This window comes from Idiomarina aminovorans, from assembly GCF_023155095.1.
GTDB classification, from domain to species: domain Bacteria; phylum Pseudomonadota; class Gammaproteobacteria; order Enterobacterales; family Alteromonadaceae; genus Idiomarina; species Idiomarina aminovorans.
Genome location: NZ_JAKNDA010000005.1, coordinates 143436 through 161336, shown reverse-complemented (window position 1 = coordinate 161336; position 17901 = coordinate 143436). Strand labels below are relative to the sequence as shown.

Genomic DNA, 17901 nt, shown 5'->3' with positions numbered 1-17901 from the left:
ATCGAAAGCCATATTCAAAGAGTTGGCAACGGAATCTGATCGTAACGCCGAGTACCTAAACCGGTTTACGATATTAAAACGAGCGTGAGTTAGCTCAGCTTAATTTTAATACAAGGGTTGAACTTTAAGCATGCAGCAAAACGGCTATATTCATTTTAATAAGGCTGAAGGTCGCGACTACTTAACCTTGGGCGGAGACTGGACAGTTGCCCATTACATGGACCTAAAAGAACAGCTGGCTAACCTGGGTGACATACCGGAGTCAGTAACTTGCAATGTTGAGTTAATGAAAAAACTCGATACTGCGGGCGTGCAGTTATTGTATCGCGCCTTAGGGGAGCAAAGATTAAGCCAATTGCCCTTAACTGAGCAACAGCGCAATCTGGTTGATACAGTTATCAATGCCTGCAGTAATCACGAGCCGCCGTTGCCACCCAAAAGTAACGGCTTTGTGCAAATACTCGAACGGATAGGTATATTCAGCTCAGACCTTTATCTCAAGCAGCGCGACTTACTCGGATTTATGGGCGCCACCCTGCAAAGTGCCGCTCACGTGATAGGTCGTCCATCACGTTGGCGCGTAACAGCTTTTGTGGCGCAGCTAGAAGAAACAGGCTTAAACGCGTTGCCTATCGTAGCGCTATTAACCTTTTTGGTCGGTGCGGTAGTTGCCTTTTTAGGCGCAACGATACTCAGCAACTTTGGCGCCAGTATATATACCATCAACCTCGTTGGTTTTTCCTTTTTACGCGAGTTTGCTGTACTGCTTACCGCAATTATGCTTGCCGGGAGGACAGCCAGTGCTTTTACCGCTCAGCTTGGTTCAATGAAGGCCAACGAGGAAATTGATGCCCTGCGCGCACAGGGTCTGAACCCCCTTGAACTCCTTGTGTTGCCGCGAGTGCTTGCTATGCTGGTGAGCTTACCGGCTTTGACTCTTGTCGCAATGGCATCGGGTATTGGCGGAGGGATGGTCATTTCCGCTCTGACATTGGATATTTCGCCAGCGCTTTTTCTCCATATATTTGAGCGCGATACCGGAATCAATCACTTCTGGGTAGGAATGATAAAAGCCCCGGTGTTTGCCTTTGTGATTGCTATTATCGGCTGTAACGAAGGCTTTAAAGTCAGCGGCAGTGCACAATCTGTTGGGGAGCACACAACGTCCAGTGTCGTACAGTCAATCTTTATGGTCATTTTATTCGACGCCTTGTTTGCGCTTTTATTTATGGAGATTAACTGGTGAGTGACAGAGCTATAGCCGTGCGCAACCTACGCAATCAGTTTGGCCAGCATGTGGTACACGAGGGGCTTGATCTGGATGTCTACCGTGGCGAGGTGCTGACCGTGGTCGGCGGCTCTGGCTCGGGAAAATCAGTATTAATGCGAAGCATTCTGGGGCTAACCCAACCGGCTGCTGGCAGCATTGAAATCAATGGCAAGGATGTATTGAAGCTCTCGACTGCCGAGCGTCAACGGGTCGATAGAAACACAGGCGTACTTTTCCAAAAAGGCGCGCTTTTCTCGTCATTAAATGTGCGTGAAAATATCGCACTGCCCTTGCGTGAACACCTGGGTATGAATACCAATGACGCCAGCGATATCGCCTCTCTGAAACTAGCCCTGGTGGGACTTGATGCGCAAACAGCGGAAACCATGCCGCAATCACTCTCCGGTGGTATGATAAAGCGAGTAGCTTTAGCCCGCGCCCTCGCCCTGGACCCGGACATTTTATTTTTAGACGAGCCTACAGCCGGACTTGACCCTATTGGAGCCGGTGAATTTGATTCGCTGTTACAGACCCTGCAACAAGCGCTGGGCTTGACGGTATTTTTGGTCACTCACGATTTAGATAGTATTTATCAGGTGAGTGATCGAGTGGCAGTATTATCACAAAAAAAAGTACTGGTAGTGGATACCCTCGATAAGGTCGCCGCTCATCAGGATAGCTGGGTACAGGCTTATTTTCACGGTCCGCGAGGCAGAGCTGTGAGTAATCAACAAATGAGGCCAGAATATGGAAACTAAAGCACATCATGTGTTAATCGGCAGCTTTGTGCTGATTATAAGCGCCGCTTTTATCAGTGTTGTTTTCTGGCTGGGTAAAACCAGTATCGATAGTGATTATACCTACTATGAAGTCATTTTTAACGACGAAGTTAGCGGCTTGAACCCCGGTAGCGCGGTGGAATACAGCGGTATTAAAGTCGGCGACGTGGTTAATTTGCGCCTGGACCCTAACGATCCAAGAGTGGTACGTGTACGCATTCGGGTAAGCACGGATACACCCATTAAAGATGACACAGGCGCGCGCCTGGGACTGGCCAATATCACCGGTAATGCACTTATTCGCCTATACGGCGGCTCACCAGAGAGCCCTCCGTTAAATGGCTCGGAAAACGCTCCTGCGGTAATTGTGGCTGAACGCTCTGCACTTAATCAATTGTTTGCTAACAGCGAGAGCCTGCTCCAGAATGTGAATTTGTTTGTCCAGAACATCAATAGCATGTTTTCTGATGAAAATACTCAGCGCGTCGCAAAAACATTACGTAATGTAGAGTCACTCACCTCCGCAATGGCCGCTCGAGAAGATGATTTACAAGGCATTGTTGAAGGCTTGCACCAAACCATTGATGAGTCGCGCAAGAGCATGGTCGCATTAACACGTTTTTCTGAACAAGGCCAGAAATTGCTTAACAGGCACGGCGACGAAACCTTTACAGAACTGCAGCACACGCTTCGTGCAATGAGAAAAGGAAGCAAAGACCTGACCCGTATTATGAATGAAAATGAGGAGTCGTTAGAAGCCAGTGTTCGTGGATTGAGAGAAGTAGGTCCAGCGGCGCAAGAGTTGCAACGAACCTTACGTGTTATTAATCGCATTGCGGAGCGACTAGAAGAAGAGCCTGGGTCATTTCTGCTGAAGCGTGAACAAGTCGAGGAGGTTGAGAAATGAAATTGTACCTGAGGCAAGTCATGCTAAGCCTTATAATTACCTCATTAGCAGCATGTTCGGTGCTACCCGAAGCCGAGAAAATTCAAATTTATCATTTACCAGTTGGTGGTTCTCTAAAAACGATATCAGAACCAAGACTCAGCACAACGTTAAGTGTCGTGGAACCCAATACGCTGCGTTCGCTCAATACCTCGCGCATTAGTGAATTCAGTAATGGCCAAATCCAACGCTACTACGCCGGAGCTCGCTGGGCCGATCGGGCACCGACCCTGGTACAGCAGAGTATGATTCAAACCTTGCAAAGTACCGACTTGTTTTCGCAGGTAGTAAATAAGGAAATGAACTTGTCTGCTGATTATATTATTCACAGCAATCTGCGTGCTTTTCAAATAGAAAACTCCGAGTCCGGTGAGACAGCTCATGTCATCTTGCATGTCACTCTGGTTAACCAATCTGATCAAGAAGTGTTAGGAAGTACACGACTAACAGAGCAAGCTTCAGTAACCGGCTCGTCAATGCCAGACGCCACCGCCGCTCTGGGCAAAGCTATGGATAACATTAACACCGCACTGTCGGAGTGGGTCTATATTTCTCTTAAACCGAAAACGGATTAGGTTCGCGGCTCTGCGCTTCGGAACGGTAGCATAATTGAATTAACGGCTGAGAATATTAGCAATTTATAACACACCGCTATTTCACACAAACGCAGTTCCGACCGGCACTTTTCGCTTTGTATAATTGCTGGTCTGCCCGTCGAATTGCATCACCCGCCGCTTCATTAGCTTTAACAGGCGCAGCCCCCATACTTAACGTCAATACGGGCTGCTCCGCTTGCTTATATTCATGCGTAACCGCCAGCTCGACTATGGCCTCACGCAATTCATTCAACTTCTGTTCAATGGGTTCAGCTGCCGGGATGATTATTGCAAACTCTTCGCCTCCGTAGCGATATACTTTCAGCGGTGTTTTATCTCTTAGTTGATCTGCAATTATTTTCAGAGCACGGTCACCCGCCTCATGCCCGTAGTTGTCGTTGTATGACTTAAATTCGTCAATGTCGGCCATCATTAAATAGTAGGACTTCCCTGACTCGATAGCGGCATTCAAATCCTTGTCAAAAGCTCGACGATTAAACAGCCCTGTCAAACCATCCATATGCGCTAGCGCGTTTAGTTGCTTATTCGCCTCAGCCAGCTCTGCTGTGCGTGATTCCACTTGTCGCTCCAGTTCCGTTTGAGCCGAAATAAACCGAGACGCCATAGTTTTAAATGCATCCAGCGCTTGTTTAACTTCACCCCGGGCTTTTATAGATGCCGTTCTATGAGATAAAGCTTTCTGGTAATCACGCTGCCCCATTAATGACGCTACCGTTGCTACTTCTTGCAAAGGTTTACTGATTTCTCTTTGAATAACCCAGTAGGTCATCAACAGAATAAGTATGACTAAGCCAACACCTCCCGCGACCAGCTGAGCCGGAAGTTGAATAGCCTGTTTGCGAATGTCATTCAGTGGGTAGCCAGTAATGTGCCACCAATTCGGACCCGCTACTTTTTCGATAATAAGCAATTGTCCCTCTACCTCGTTTTCTAAAACAAAGGACTGGCTCGTCCAGTTTTCCCTTGTGACCAGATGGCTTAACTGCTGATATAAAGGCTCCGCATAAGTTTCAGACGTTAGCGTTGAGCGCTTGACAATAGCCTCTTGCGCCAGATTTGAAGCAGCAATTAAATCGCCTTTCGTATTTAAAACGATGTGTTCTGATTCAGGTCGCTTTTTCTCCGTTAAGTCACTTAATAAACTGCTTAATGTGACATCAAAGCTGGCGGTTGCTAAGTGCTGCCCGTCTAAATCAATGGGCTTTTGATAGGTAATTGTCCATACATCAGCCGAAATATCATAATAAAGCCCCGTCCAGTTAGGAGCCCGATCTGGGTTTTCGCTTTGCAGCGTTGATTTAACCACCGAAAAGTCAGTGATCACCAAATCTTTGTCGGCCAAAAGTCCCCATGGAGAATCAACTGAATAAATTAACAAGGCATTCTCAGGCATAGAGAAGTGGGTATTAGCTACGCTTTTTTGCCACGCCGGTCCGAGTTCATTTAAAGTATACTGAGCCGCCAACACACGCATTTTCAACTCATCGTCTATTGGCTTTTTGCGGGGCCCTAGAAAGGCACTAAGGTTTTCAAAGTATCGAGAGTGAGTTGTAATGCCACGGTAAAATTCAGGTTTTAATCTTACGACTCCGGGCGAGGTTTCTTCGTACCACTCATCAAATTGGTGAGTCACACTTTCAGTAGTTCGTGCTATCTCGTATTGATTAAGAAACTCGTCCGTTAAAATATCGGCGTTACTCTCAATACGGTTAAATAAGGCTTGGTTGCGTTCAAGGGTAGGTGCTAAATCTCGTTTTAAAGCGGTTATAACCCGCTCTCTGGCGTTGCTATAGGTGGTCAGGAAAGTAATAGCCGAAGCAATAATAATAATAGAAATAGCCCAAATACTGATTTTTACCAGCAGAGCTGTTGTTAGTTTCTCCCGCCGGTGCAGTCGGCGATTATCTTGTCGTCTTTCCAAAACGCTAGACCATTGTTTTTTTGTAAATCTAACAAGCATTTTGAACAAATGCTATTATCAAAACAAGCTAAACAACAATAATCAGTTATCCAGTTTCCCTCTATTGCCTGTAGCCCGCACGAACATAGCATTTTTATATTGTGTACGGGCATCAGCGCCGTCATATGAGACATTGGTTATGGGACTGTGCTTGGTGTACAAAAGCTTACCCACCTCAAGCCTCAGCAAATTAAACACTGTTCATAAGGTGGCCTCGTCAATCCTTACCTTCAGTCGTTTCTTGATCCTCTGCTTTGAGTGGCGAATAAATACACGAGACACCACCTTTTGTAAGGGCAATGTTGAAGCGGTGATCACAATTAACTGCCGCAAAAATAACGGGTAATTGCTCATTTCCGAACGAATCAGGAAGGAATACAACCTTTTGACCTGCTTTACATGACGCGGCAGTAACGTCTTTTTGCCAATCCCTCACTTCACATAAACTTTCTTGATCAATCGGAACACCTTGATGGTCACAGCCTGACAAGACCGCAATAAATGCCGACAATATAAGTCCTCTTTTAATCATATTATGCTCCTGCTCTATCAGCTCTAAATTCGAATTAAGCTCTTAAGTTGACTGGCTGAGGTCTAAAACTTCTGTATCCTGCACGCGCATTTTGAACCTAATTCAATTGCGAGATTTCCAACCTTTTATTTAAGCTATACAGCTGATTTTATCCGTTTGGAATGAAAATTGGAATACTAAAGACTCGGGCTAACACCAGTTTTCTTGGGCAGGAACGGAAAATAAAAAGATATCTTAAAGCCTTACTATCCTTTTATAACTTCGTTAATAAATGTAAGCTCTTCTTGCTCTAGAACCCTATGGCTCGACGACTGCACCCTTGCATTTAATAACTTGGATTGTCTGATGAGATGGTGACACAAGTCCAATTTTTCTGTCTTCGTTCTCGGTAATTTTGTTTTACTATTGAATTTTTTTGCATGCAAAATAATTTGTTTTTCATCGACTGTTAACTCAGACCCTTTATTTTCTGAGACAATAAAATCAGCTAAAGCTAGAATAACATTATCAATTTCACACATACTCAATTCTACTTTCTGCACTTGATTTAATGAAATGCCCTTGCATTAATACCTTGGATTGACAGCAGAATTTATAGCGATCAACTCTATCGACCCCTTCAACTACAACCGTTCCCCGTGCTTTTAGAAAGCAGATAAGCTCTCTTAAAAAAACTCGGTTGTTTTCATAAAGATGCCAAAATAACTCCTTAGAGAGTTTAACGCCGTCTAAACCTTCCATTGAAAGAAAATCAAAATTTGAATTTTTTGTACCAAAGTCATCCAGAAAAAAATGAATTTCAGACTTAGACTTCAATTGTCTAACTCTTTCTTCTATATCAATAAAGAGTATACTCCCCGTTTCTTCGGGTAATTCAAAGCATAGGAAAACGTGATTATTGTTTTTGATAAGATCAATTATGCAATCGGAGAATAGAAAATTATAAGGTGTGTTAACAAAGACTGTCGACACATGCTCGCCATCTATTTGACTGATCATTTTGTCATAGATAAAAAATATATCTGAGGATGAAAGCTTTGCATAAAAATCTTTTGGGTTAATCATCATCTGACCACGTTTAACAGAAGATAAAAGCTCAAGCTGAACTCGACTATCATCAGTTTTTTCTATACGCTCAAATTTCGCTTTAATGTAATAATTTAAGCCTGAGAGCGGTAATTTTACGAAGATATTTTTCATTTAAGGTTCCTTCTTAAGCACAAGAAAGTAGCCAATTTTTCTTTCCGTTATAATTTCTATGTCAGTTCCTTTTAAAATTAACCGCAACTCAGAAATAGCAACGTTTACATTGTTAGGAACTGCTTTTTCCGAATTACCCCATGCGTACTCCAATAATTTTTCCCTGGATAATATAGAACCATTTGCAAAAAGTAATGCACACAATACTCTATAACTCGCTGTTGGCAATTTAATTGGCGTACCTTTAACTGTTACCCATGGATAGTTCATTTCAAGCTTCTTATTTATTTTTCTACTTTCCCCTGAAAACAGAGGGCATACCGCACAAAATTCACGACAAATAAATTCTGAAGGGATTTTTTTAATTGGTATTTTATTTTTAGTTATAAACATATTTCGCTCTAAATTTATCAATTTAAAGTTCAACCTCAAAATGAAGTAATGCAGTCTTTAATTCAATAATTATAAAAATTATAAAAATTATAAAAAATTGTTTAAGCTCCCGATTTTACTGTCGGTCGATTCTGGTATAGCCATTTTTACGCCGTGCATATTGAGTTCCCTTCGTTCTAATATTCCAATATGTAAACGTGCGGAAACCTAAGCTTCCTTTCTGGACTGAATATATGCGCCAGGCACTAGGGAAAGGTAGCAATGCTACCTAACAAATTAAGTAATTACGTGGCATTAAGAGTTGATTATCCGCATAATTCGTTAAGTAATTACTTAATTTATTGGGTGGCATTGCCTCCCCCTGCACAAAAAGATCCGACAATTAATGAAAGCATCTCGCAAAGCCTGCGTAACCAGCGACCTGATGAAGTCCCTCACTCACTTATCTTTTGTCGCACAAATACTGTTCTCGGTAGGGATGGACGTTAGGGCACCGTAGAGACACCCGAAAAGTTCTGGGCTGCCTGACAAGAAGTGGTAAGGGGGAATTTCCCCTCAGTAATGATTTGATCAACACATTGAGCCTCTTACCTTGAATAGTGCTGGCAACATTAATGGCAGATGAAGCAGCCTGTATTTCTGATGGACAACAGACTGACCGTTCACGCGAACAGAAGGTTCGTTTTACCTATTGACCCTGGGGAGGCTCATATGTGCTAGGTAAAGCAATCTGGAACCTGAACAAACTGCTGATCCTTTGCAAGTGGGGATAACATCCACTCTAGACTCCGAAGTGGGTATGTCCGCGCCCAAATAGTTGTGGCTAGAAAATGGTGCGCTGCAGGCTCCGACAGGACGGATTTAACATTCTGTAAAGCAGCTGCGTATCTTCCACTTGATGGATGATAGACCCATAGAATATTGCACGGATCATCTCTACAGTATCCAAACCATGCCACTTTTTTCCGGCTTTTGCTCGCTGCCACTGCTGCTTGTTATGTTTGAGAGCCGCCTTGACTGCATTCGATTTATGACAGTGCTTTCCAATCAGCCCCTGAATCGTGAAGAAATGAGAGGGTTCCTCGTTATCCCAAAAGAAGCGAAAATAAATATACAGCCCTTTTAGGCGGTGAACACTTATTGGAATGCCATTAGTATTGAATTTCCCTTCGGAAACATGCCCTACCCACCCTGAAAAAGTGAATCCTTCGCTTTCAAGCGAAATCCAGTTCCGCTCAAGCTCCGCGAGGCGGTCGCGGAGAAATTGGATAGTCCTTAAGCCTCGTCATCCATTGGTTCAGTCAGTTCGATTACATTCAAAGCTTTCCCTCTTTTGCCTAACGCCACAATCACGCGCTTGTCGCGTGCATGGCCTTGTTAAGTTTGAACTCCATAGGCTGATAAACCAAACCTGCCGATTCGCCCACTTCGCCACTGCACTCAAATCCATACTTTTCATAAGCTGTGACTGAAGATAGCGACGCGCTGACGGTAACAGTTTCAACCTTCGCGTGACTCAAGACGGATAAAAGCAGTTTTCTTCCAATACCACTTTTCTGGCGTTCAGGACGAATAAAAAGCATCGCCACATGGCGACCTTCCTCTAACTCGATGACGCCTTCGACATTTTCGTCGATCTCGGCAACAAGCATCAGGTTATCACCCTGCATTCGCTCACAAAATGAATCTGCTGCAGCAATTTTTGAAAAGGTTGAAACGCCCTCTTCAGACAAAATCGCAGCTACAGATTGAATAAACGACGCCAGACAAATTGCGCTTACGGCTTCAAGATCCTTCTCTTCCATTTTCCTGACAATCACCAAGAACTCCTAATAATTTAATATCTATGCCAAGCTAGTAGAAACCCGATGCCTTCCAAAAACGCATAACTGCTTTAACCAAGCTATCCCATTTACTTATTTTATATCAACCAGCAAAACGGGTCGGCTCAGCGTTTGGTGATTATTCTGAATACATTTTACAAAACTAGCGGCGCAAGTGTACACTGTACACTTACATTAAAAGCCAAGGAGTGGCGAATTGACTCATGCGATCGACTTTATAGAAACCTCAATATTTACGGCTCAAATAGAAAAACTAGCTACTAATGAAGAACTTATGGAGCTTCAAAACGAGTTAATTGCTCAGCCAGAGAAAGGCTCTATTATCACTGGAACCGGTGGGCTACGTAAGGTACGAATGGCAGTAGGTGACCAAGGAAAAAGCGGAGGACTGAGAGTAATTTACTACCTCGCCCATGCTGAAAAGATTTATTTAGTATTGGCGTATCCGAAATCTGAAAAAGACAACTTAACGGCCAGTGAAAAATCCGAATTGAAAGAACTGTCGAAGCAGTTGAAAGGAGAATTCAAGTGAGCATATTTAAAGACTTAAAAGCGTCGTTGACCGAAGCCGTAGAAATTGAAAAAGGCCGCAAAGAACCTAGCAAAATATGCCGATTTGAAGTTGCGGATGTAAAAGCTATTCGTGCGAAACTTAATGTTTCACAAGTCGAATTTGCGGACGCTTTAGGGACAAGCCTGGACACAGTAAAAAGTTGGGAAAGCAAACGAAGAAACCCAACAGGTATCTCAGCAAAAGTACTGAATGCGATTAAAGACAATCCTCAGGTATACTACGAGATCGCATCGCACTAACAGTATAACGCCCGAGCTCGCTTTGGATATGCTTTAGGTGCTTTACATTGATAACGTGGCTTCGGTGAACCTGTATCACGTATTGAAATAACGTTAGGGTTCTTGATAACCGTTATTTTGCCAGGCTCAGTCTTAACCGCTAGCAGTCCATGCTCGCTAATCATCGCTAGTACCTCGAAAATAACTGTTGAAGCTTTGGGTATACAAATGACTGTGCACCGTTGCTCTCCTTATTCGGTAGCAATGCACAGCAGTGATATAGGTTTGATATTTATCCGAACGCGACCGTCTTGTGTCAAAAGCCGCGAACGCGTCAGTTTGCGTGATGAGGGGGTAATCTGCGGTGTCGAGTGACTAAAAGCCTCAGGCATAGGGTTCAAAAGTTGGACGATAAAGGTAAGCAATACCAGGGAATATTGTTCCAAACATCTGCATCACAAACTTACGCCCCCCTAAATTTGAACCCGTGACATCAATGTCATCCGTGGCATAATGAAGCCACTTATGGAAGACCAATCAGGTTGTACGGGGACGTTAATAACAATGACAACGATTAGCCAGGACAGCATCAATAAAGCACTTTGGAACGCTTGTGACACCTTTCGCGGTACAGTCAGTGCCGACACCTATAAAGACTTTATTCTGACCACCCTCTTCCTCAAATACATTTCGGATGTCTGGCAGGACCATTACGACCAATACGCAGCAGAGCATGGTGACGAGCCTGAGCTCATCGAAGAGATGATGAAGAACGAGCGCTTCGTATTGCCGCGTGACGCCAGCTTTTATGCACTCTATGACCGTCGCTATGAGCCGGGTAATGGCGAGCGTATTGACCAGGCGCTGCATGCCATTGAAGAAGCCAACGGCACCAAGCTTAAAGACGCTGGCAAAAGCGTGTTTCAGGACATCAGTTTTAACACCGACAAGCTGGGTGAAGAAAAGCAAAAGAATGACATTCTGCGTCACCTGCTGGAAGACTTTGCCAAACCCGAGCTTAACTTAAAGCCAAGTCGCGTGGGCTCGCTGGATGTTATCGGTAACGCCTACGAATATCTGATCAAACATTTTGCCGCCAGCGGTGGCCAAAAAGCCGGTGAGTTTTATACACCACCTGAGATATCAGACCTGATTGCCGAGCTGCTCGACCCTCGCCCCGGCGATAGTATTTGTGACCCGGCCTGTGGCTCTGGCTCATTATTGATGAAGTGTGGCCGTAAAGTCGTTGGAAATCATAACAGCAAGGAATACGCTCTGTTCGGTCAGGAAGCTATTGGCTCCACCTGGTCACTCGCCAAAATGAACATGTTCCTGCATGGCGAGGATAACCATAAAATTGAATGGGGTGACACTATCCGTAACCCGAAGTTGCTGGATAAAAACGGCGACCTTAAGTTATTTGATATTGTCACCGCTAACCCACCGTTCAGTTTGGATAAATGGGGCCATGATGACGCAGAGAGCGACAAATTCGGACGTTTCCGTCGTGGCGTACCACCCAAAACCAAAGGCGATTACGCGTTTATTCTGCACATGATAGAAACGCTGAAGCCCGGCAGCGGACGCATGGGTGTTGTGGTGCCACATGGCGTACTGTTCCGAGGCTCAAAAGAAGGCAAAATTCGTCAGCAACTGATTGATGAAAACCTGTTAGATGCTGTTATCGGTCTACCGGAAAAACTTTTCTACGGCACCGGCATTCCTGCTGCTATTTTGGTGTTCAAAAAATCTAAGACAGACGAGAGCGTTTTATTCATCGACGCTTCCCGCGAATTCAAATCAGGTAAAAACCAAAACCAGCTAAGCGAAGACAACATTCAGACAATCGTCGACACCTATCACAACCGCGAAGCCGTCGACAAATACTCGTACTTAGCAACACTCGAAGAAATTCAAGAAAACGACTACAACCTGAACATCCCCCGCTACGTCGATACCTTTGAGGAAGAGGAAGAAATCGACTTGATGGTGGTGCGTAAAGAGCGCATAAACCTAAAGGCTGAACTTGATGAGCTAGAATGTCAGATGGAAACCTATCTTAAAGAGCTAGGGTACGAAGATGCCACTGTAAAAGGGAAGTAGCTATGGAACAGCAACAAGTACAAACACTGACAACCACATTCGAAGGTCACGCACAACAAACTGAAACCGGCGTTGAGTTTTGGCTAGCCAGAGATCTTCAACACCTGCTCGGCTATGGAAAGTGGGACAACTTCCAAAGCGTTATTTCTAAGGCAAAAACTGCCTGTGAAGTCAGTGGCCACGATATTGCAGACCATTTTGCCGACGTCGGGAAAATGGTCGAACTTGGCTCAGGAAGTCAGCGACAAATAGATGACATCATGCTCACTCGCTACGCCTGTTATTTAATTGCTCAAAATGGTGACTCACGAAAACAAGAAATAGCCTTTGCACAAACATATTTTGCAATGCAAACGCGTAAAGCAGAGCTCATAGAACAGCGGCTTTTAGAAACAGAGCGAGTTCAGGCACGGCAAAAACTGTCTGCAACTGAAAAAGAGCTTTCTAGCGTGATATACGAACAAACTGGAGGCAATCATAACTTTGCCTTAATTCGCAGCAAAGGTGATACCGCCTTGTTTGGGCGTAATACTAAATCGATGAAAGCGCAATGGCAGGTGCCAGCTAACCGCCCGCTCGCTGATTTTGCCCCAACGATTATTCTTAAGGCTAAAGACTTCGCCGCCGAAATTACCATCCACAACGCACGTACCAATAACATGAATCAAGAGAGCGAGATATCGGGCGAGCACGTTACCAACAACACCGCTGTACGTAAAACTCTGTTAGACCGAGGCATTCGACCGGAAAGCCTGCCCCCCGCTGAGGATGTAAAAAAGGTAGAACGCCGACTGACCTCCTCAGAAAAGAGGTCGGTAAAAAATCCGGATAAATTAGATTTTGAGGGTGATGGTAATGAGTAACTTTACTGAGGTTATGATGTTTCCTGAGTGCTTTATGTCACGCTGCTATTCTCAACATTTCCGTGGGGAGTTGAGTTATGGTGCCTAAAGGGTGGTCTATAAAACCGGTTGGCGACTTGTTCAATGTGCAACTGGGGAAGATGCTCAATAAAACAGCAAAAGAGAAAACTCCACAGTTCCCTTATTTAGGAAACTCAAACGTTCAATGGGGTCGTTTTGAACTTTCAGATTTGAAAGCAATGCACTTCACGGAACGGGAAACAGTCAAGTTTTCTTTAGAACCCAATGACATAATCATGTGTGAAGGTGGGGAAGTTGGGCGCTGCGCGATATGGCATGATGTTGGAAGGGTTATTTTTTACCAAAAAGCTTTGCACCGTCTGCGAACCAAAGGTGAAGTAATTCCTGAATTCTTTAAGACTTATATGGAAAGCATTTCAGGTACAAAATTGCTAGATGATTATACTACTCGAACAAGTATTGCCCATTTAACAAGAGAAAAACTTTTATTATTGCCGGTAAGGCTACCCACACTTAAAGAGCAAAAGAAAATAGCCCAAATTCTCTCAACCTGGGACAAAGCCATCACCACCACCGAGCAACTGCTCGCCAAAAGCCAACAGCAAAAAAAAGCACTCATGCAGCAACTGCTCACCGGCAAAAAACGCCTGCTGGATGAGAATGGTGTGCGGTTTAGTGGAGAGTGGGGGAAAAGCAAGCTAGAAAACTTGTGCGCTATAAAAACTGGGAAAAAAGACGTCAATGAGGGAAACAAGAGTGGCATGTACCCATTTTTCACATGCGCTAATGAGCCAACATGGAGCGATTCCTATTCTTACGATTGCGAGGCACTATTGATAGCTGGAAATGGCATGTTAGGAAAAACACATTATTACAATGGCAAGTTTGAGGCTTACCAACGAACGTATATCCTTTCAAACTTTAATCATCAAGTTGATGTATCATACCTTCATCAGTTTATTTTGTATTGGCTAGCTAGGGACATAGATAGAGAGAAGCAACACGGAGCAATGCCATACATAAAGTTAGGTCTCCTTCGAAATTTTAAAGTATTTATTCCTCAAATAGAGGAACAAAAGAAAATATCAAACTTCTTGGTTACTGCTGAAAAAGAAGTCAATACATATCAGAAAAACCTTGAGCGCTTGAAGCTCATGAAAAAAGCCCTAATGCAACAACTCCTCACCGGCAAGCGCCGAGTCAAAGTCGACGAGGAAGCGGCATGAACGCTCCAAACTTACCTGAGTCTCCTGCTGGCGAATTCATCATATTCTCTTCTGACGATGGTTCAGTGCGTATCGACTGCCGCTTTGAAGGCGAAACGCTATGGCTGTCTCAAGCAATGATTTGCGAGCTTTATGGCAAAGCAAAATCAACGATCAGCGAGCACATCAAAGCTATTTTTCACGAAGGTGAACTTGATGAAGATTCAGTTGTTCGGTATTACCGAACAACTGCCTCCGACGGTAAGAGTTACAACGTGCAGCACTTCTCTTTGCCACTAGTATTAGCTGTGGGTTACCGCGTCCGTTCTGCCCAAGGCACCCAATTTCGCAAATGGGCAACGCGTACTTTAGAAGAGTTCGTCGTTAAAGGCTTCGTAATGGATGACGAACGGCTTAAAAACCCACCCGTCGCCCATTCCGTTGTACCCGATTACTTTGACGAAATGCTCGAACGCATTCGCGACATTCGCGCCAGCGAACGCCGGGTGTACTTGCGTGTTAGGGAAACATTCGCACTCGCGGCGGATTACGAGCCAAGCCTTAAAGAAACTTCAGAGTTTTTCAAAGTCATCCAGAATAAACTGCACTTTGCCAGTACCGGGCTGACCGCCGCAGAGCTTATAAATAAACGTGCAGATGCAAATAAGCCGAATATGGGCTTGACCACTTTCAAAGGCAGTGAAGTTCGTAAAGGCGACGTAACGACGGCAAAGAACTATCTCTCTGAAGGTGAGATTCAAAGCCTGAATCGAATTGTTAGCATGTGGCTAGACTTCGCCGAAGATCAAGCTGCTCGCCGCAAGCAGGTTTTTCTACAAGACTGGGTAACAAAACTTGATGAGTTCCTTAAATTTAATGACCGCCAAGTACTGGCTAACGCAGGTGGTGTTACCAAAAAAGCCGCAGATAATAGCGCACTGGATGAGTTCGACAAGTTTGCCGAGCAACGTCGCCGATTAAAAGAGGCTGAAGGTAAGGACTCCCTTAGCGAGCTGTTAAACGCTCGCGACACAATAAAGCAACACAACGATTGAAATATGCAGGAGGAGAAAATGTCTGAGTTTGTAGAGCATCCGCAGAAAATGGCTGACCATGATGCCTGGTTTCAACAACAAGTTCAGGCGGGTATCGAGTCTGCTAAAGCCGACAACCTTATCTCAGCAGTTGAGGTTGAGGCAAAGTTTGCAGCTCGGCGAGCTACTACGCAACGCAAGCTTGATCAACCGGAGTGATGAGCGTTGTCCAGATGATTACAATGGTTAGCAGTTGGTTGCGGCATTAGAACTCAAGGGGTAAAGTAACCTTACCTTGTAAGGAATTAAATAGTCATGGAAATCAAAAAGTTTCGCTTAACGAGTCTTGGTCAGTTTAAAGATCTCGAACTGGAATTAGCACCGACAAACAGTTTAAAAAGTAATGTAACTGTTTTCGTAGGCAATAACGGTGCGGGAAAAACTTCTATACTTCGCGCTTTATCGACAACCTTGAGTTGGTTCGTGAGTCGAACCCGAAGCTCCAAAAGCAATGGAAACCCGCTACCTGAACAAGTTATTTCCACAAACGCTGCTTTTGCCGAAGTCGCCGTTGAAATTTTTGATGATGAACACTGCAGCAAAAGTGAGCATGCAAATGAAGCTGAATGTCTGTATCAATGGGTTCTCACAAAAACAGCTAAGCAGCGGAAGTCCAAGCAATCATCGATGTTGTCTGACGCTACACGTCTAGCCGAGAAATATCGTGATGCTTTGGAAAACAATCAGAAAAGTAGTCTGCCATTAATTGCGTTTTACCCAGTGGAAAGAGTCGTGTTAGATATTCCACTTAAAATAAAACAAAAACATACCTTTAATCAAATTGATGGCTACGATAACTCTCTCAATCAAGGGGTCGATTTCAGACGTTTTTTCGAGTGGTTCAGAGAACGAGAGGATACCGAAAACGAAGCTGGTATCCCTCAGGATGTGTTTGAAGAACTCATGAGAAAAGTTGGTGAGGATAACGAAGTTTGGCAGCAGCTTAAAAAATTTATGGCATCATCTCGCGATAGGCAACTGACTGCCGTAAGAACAGCTATTAAAAGCTTTATGCCAGGATTCGATAATCTCCGTGTTCGTCGCCGACCTCGTCTACATATGTCAATTGACAAGAATGGAGAGCGATTTGACGTATTGCAATTGTCGCAGGGAGAAAAATCTCTTATGGCGCTAGTCGGCGATATCGCTCGGCGAATGGCTATGATGAATCCTGATTTACAAAACCCTCTTGACGGTGACGGTATTGTGCTTATCGACGAAGTTGATATGCATCTACACCCTTCATGGCAACGGAAAATTATAAAACAGTTGACTACTACTTTCCCGAATTGCCAATTCATCCTGACGACTCACTCGCCTCTGGTGATTAGTGATCCAAAAGATATTCTCACTTACTCTTTGAATGATGGCGAAGCACATAAGTTAGAATCGCAATATGGTCAGGATGCAAACAGTGTGTTACTTGACGTGATGGATACTCAAATCAGAAATATTGATATTGAAGAACAGCTCAACGACTTACTGGACTCGATATACAATAATGAACTTAACCAAGCCAAAAAGCTTCTAAGTTCCCTAGAAGTACAATTACCCAATGACCATATTGAGCTAAATAAAGCAAGGATTTTATTGCGTAAGAAGGAACTAAAAAGTGCGCAAAATAGAGAAAACTGATGCTCCCGAGAGTCTAATACGTTTCAAACAAAATAATAGAAATGCGAGATACACAGATTTAACGGAAGTTGAACGACAAGACATACGTAAAAAGTGTGCTGAAGAGCAATTTTATTTGTGTGGGTACTGTTGTAAAAGAATTTCAGGTTCATCAAATGACACGGTCAATGAACACATAGAGCCCAGAAATCACGCGCCTGAAAAAGATTTAGACTTTTCCAATATTATCGCGAGTTGCAAAACAAAGCAGCAGTGTGACAATGCTCACGGCTCGGCTGCACTGCAATTAACCCCTCTAATGTCAGAATGTGAAACGGAATTGAGCTTTTCCATTAGTGGTCGTGTTCGAGGAAAAACGCAAAGGGCAAAAACTCTAATTCAAACTGTCAATCTTGGTGATCATGAAAAAAATAATAAATCATTAGTTCAGCAGCGCAAACAATTATCTGATGCATTACTTTATGCAAATGGTGTTGATCCGGGGGAAGGGCTCGATGATGATGAAGAGTTGCTTAAGTTGGTTATTGAAGACATTAAGGCGCCTAAAAGCGGAAAATTAGAACCATTCGCACCGGTTGTGGTAAATATCTTAAACGGGTGGTTAGCGAATTAGCATTAATAAAAATGTTGATTTCATAAGGATAGAG

General features: G+C 43.9%; 19 protein-coding genes. 13 read left to right on the top strand and 6 right to left on the bottom strand.

The window, feature by feature from the left end:
* Window positions 1–130 precede the first annotated feature (130 nt).
* From L8G48_RS10590 to L8G48_RS10575, 4 genes are read left to right on the top strand one after another with little or no spacing between them, the layout of a single operon-like run.
* Window positions 131–1246: an MlaE family ABC transporter permease gene (locus L8G48_RS10590; RefSeq protein ID WP_248264573.1), complete on the top strand. Its 1116-nt coding sequence runs from the start codon at window positions 131–133 to the stop codon at window positions 1244–1246.
* Window positions 1243–2028 (top strand): ABC transporter ATP-binding protein, encoded by a 786-nt coding sequence (locus L8G48_RS10585; RefSeq protein WP_248264572.1) that lies wholly within the window; start codon window positions 1243–1245, stop codon window positions 2026–2028. The genes L8G48_RS10590 and L8G48_RS10585 overlap by 4 nt, the downstream gene beginning before the upstream one ends.
* A complete protein-coding gene (locus tag L8G48_RS10580) occupies window positions 2018–2956 on the top strand; it encodes an MlaD family protein (protein ID WP_248264571.1) in 939 nt (312 codons plus the stop codon). The genes L8G48_RS10585 and L8G48_RS10580 overlap by 11 nt, the downstream gene beginning before the upstream one ends.
* On the top strand, window positions 2953–3570 hold the full coding sequence (locus tag L8G48_RS10575; protein ID WP_248264570.1) for an ABC-type transport auxiliary lipoprotein family protein: 618 nt from the start codon (window positions 2953–2955) through the stop codon (window positions 3568–3570). The genes L8G48_RS10580 and L8G48_RS10575 overlap by 4 nt, the downstream gene beginning before the upstream one ends.
* A 76-nt stretch (window positions 3571–3646) precedes the next feature.
* Here the strand turns inward: L8G48_RS10575 and L8G48_RS10570 are convergent, their stop codons facing one another.
* From L8G48_RS10570 to L8G48_RS10545, 6 genes are all read right to left on the bottom strand, one after another.
* Window positions 3647–5533 carry a GGDEF domain-containing protein gene (locus tag L8G48_RS10570; protein ID WP_248264569.1) on the bottom strand — a complete coding sequence of 629 codons (1887 nt, stop codon included), beginning with the start codon at window positions 5531–5533 and terminating at the stop codon, window positions 3647–3649.
* 256 nt (window positions 5534–5789) lie between these two features.
* The gene (locus L8G48_RS10565; protein WP_248264568.1) at window positions 5790–6104 is read right to left on the bottom strand and encodes a hypothetical protein; all 315 of its coding nucleotides are present in this window, start codon (window positions 6102–6104) and stop codon (window positions 5790–5792) included.
* Between the two features lie 245 nt (window positions 6105–6349).
* Complete coding sequence (locus L8G48_RS10560) at window positions 6350–6625, bottom strand: hypothetical protein (protein ID WP_248264567.1); 276 nt, start codon at window positions 6623–6625, stop codon at window positions 6350–6352.
* Entirely contained in the window at window positions 6618–7304 is a 687-nt protein-coding gene (locus L8G48_RS10555; protein WP_248264566.1) for an EAL domain-containing protein, read from the bottom strand. The genes L8G48_RS10560 and L8G48_RS10555 overlap by 8 nt, the downstream gene beginning before the upstream one ends.
* Entirely contained in the window at window positions 7305–7697 is a 393-nt protein-coding gene (locus tag L8G48_RS10550) for a winged helix-turn-helix domain-containing protein (RefSeq protein ID WP_248264565.1), read from the bottom strand.
* Between the two features lie 1349 nt (window positions 7698–9046).
* The gene (locus tag L8G48_RS10545; RefSeq protein WP_248264564.1) at window positions 9047–9517 is read right to left on the bottom strand and encodes a GNAT family N-acetyltransferase; all 471 of its coding nucleotides are present in this window, start codon (window positions 9515–9517) and stop codon (window positions 9047–9049) included.
* A gap of 220 nt (window positions 9518–9737) precedes the next feature.
* Here L8G48_RS10545 and L8G48_RS10540 point away from each other — a divergent pair, with 220 nt between their 5' ends.
* From L8G48_RS10540 to L8G48_RS10500, 9 genes are all read left to right on the top strand, one after another.
* Window positions 9738–10073 (top strand): type II toxin-antitoxin system RelE/ParE family toxin, encoded by a 336-nt coding sequence (locus L8G48_RS10540; RefSeq protein ID WP_282444836.1) that lies wholly within the window; start codon window positions 9738–9740, stop codon window positions 10071–10073.
* A complete protein-coding gene (nadS, locus tag L8G48_RS10535) occupies window positions 10070–10354 on the top strand; it encodes a NadS family protein (protein ID WP_248264563.1) in 285 nt (94 codons plus the stop codon). The genes L8G48_RS10540 and nadS overlap by 4 nt, the downstream gene beginning before the upstream one ends.
* 543 nt (window positions 10355–10897) lie before the next feature.
* Window positions 10898–12436: a type I restriction-modification system subunit M gene (locus L8G48_RS10530; RefSeq protein ID WP_248264562.1), complete on the top strand. Its 1539-nt coding sequence runs from the start codon at window positions 10898–10900 to the stop codon at window positions 12434–12436.
* 2 nt (window positions 12437–12438) lie between these two features.
* Window positions 12439–13299 carry a DNA damage-inducible protein D gene (gene dinD / locus L8G48_RS10525; RefSeq protein WP_248264561.1) on the top strand — a complete coding sequence of 287 codons (861 nt, stop codon included), beginning with the start codon at window positions 12439–12441 and terminating at the stop codon, window positions 13297–13299.
* Between the two features lie 77 nt (window positions 13300–13376).
* Window positions 13377–14546: a restriction endonuclease subunit S gene (locus tag L8G48_RS10520; protein WP_248264560.1), complete on the top strand. Its 1170-nt coding sequence runs from the start codon at window positions 13377–13379 to the stop codon at window positions 14544–14546.
* Window positions 14543–15580, top strand: a complete 1038-nt coding sequence (locus tag L8G48_RS10515; RefSeq protein ID WP_248264559.1) for a virulence RhuM family protein — start codon at window positions 14543–14545, stop codon at window positions 15578–15580. Before L8G48_RS10520 ends, L8G48_RS10515 begins: the two co-directional genes overlap by 4 nt.
* Before the next feature lie 18 nt (window positions 15581–15598).
* Complete coding sequence (locus L8G48_RS10510; protein WP_248264558.1) at window positions 15599–15778, top strand: hypothetical protein; 180 nt, start codon at window positions 15599–15601, stop codon at window positions 15776–15778.
* Between the two features lie 96 nt (window positions 15779–15874).
* Complete coding sequence (locus L8G48_RS10505; protein WP_248264557.1) at window positions 15875–17254, top strand: AAA family ATPase; 1380 nt, start codon at window positions 15875–15877, stop codon at window positions 17252–17254.
* Window positions 17232–17867 carry an HNH endonuclease family protein gene (locus tag L8G48_RS10500; RefSeq protein ID WP_248264556.1) on the top strand — a complete coding sequence of 212 codons (636 nt, stop codon included), beginning with the start codon at window positions 17232–17234 and terminating at the stop codon, window positions 17865–17867. The genes L8G48_RS10505 and L8G48_RS10500 overlap by 23 nt, the downstream gene beginning before the upstream one ends.
* The last annotated feature ends 34 nt before the right edge of the window (window positions 17868–17901 follow it).

Bases quoted from the DNA above. Each gene is read 5' to 3' on its own strand.
- L8G48_RS10505 (WP_248264557.1), top strand. From the start codon at position 15,875: ATGGAAATCAAAAAGTTTCGCTTAACGAGTCTTGGTCAGTTTAAAGAT.
- L8G48_RS10580 (WP_248264571.1), top strand. From the start codon at position 2,018: ATGGAAACTAAAGCACATCATGTGTTAATCGGCAGCTTTGTGCTGATT.
- L8G48_RS10515 (WP_248264559.1), top strand. From the start codon at position 14,543: ATGAACGCTCCAAACTTACCTGAGTCTCCTGCTGGCGAATTCATCATA.
- L8G48_RS10590 (WP_248264573.1), top strand. From the start codon at position 131: ATGCAGCAAAACGGCTATATTCATTTTAATAAGGCTGAAGGTCGCGAC.
- L8G48_RS10510 (WP_248264558.1), top strand. From the start codon at position 15,599: ATGTCTGAGTTTGTAGAGCATCCGCAGAAAATGGCTGACCATGATGCC.
- L8G48_RS10555 (WP_248264566.1), bottom strand. From the start codon at position 7,304: ATGAAAAATATCTTCGTAAAATTACCGCTCTCAGGCTTAAATTATTAC.
- L8G48_RS10550 (WP_248264565.1), bottom strand. From the start codon at position 7,697: ATGTTTATAACTAAAAATAAAATACCAATTAAAAAAATCCCTTCAGAA.
- dinD (WP_248264561.1), top strand. From the start codon at position 12,439: ATGGAACAGCAACAAGTACAAACACTGACAACCACATTCGAAGGTCAC.
- L8G48_RS10520 (WP_248264560.1), top strand. From the start codon at position 13,377: ATGGTGCCTAAAGGGTGGTCTATAAAACCGGTTGGCGACTTGTTCAAT.
- L8G48_RS10565 (WP_248264568.1), bottom strand. From the start codon at position 6,104: ATGATTAAAAGAGGACTTATATTGTCGGCATTTATTGCGGTCTTGTCA.
- L8G48_RS10560 (WP_248264567.1), bottom strand. From the start codon at position 6,625: ATGTGTGAAATTGATAATGTTATTCTAGCTTTAGCTGATTTTATTGTC.
- L8G48_RS10575 (WP_248264570.1), top strand. From the start codon at position 2,953: ATGAAATTGTACCTGAGGCAAGTCATGCTAAGCCTTATAATTACCTCA.
- L8G48_RS10530 (WP_248264562.1), top strand. From the start codon at position 10,898: ATGACAACGATTAGCCAGGACAGCATCAATAAAGCACTTTGGAACGCT.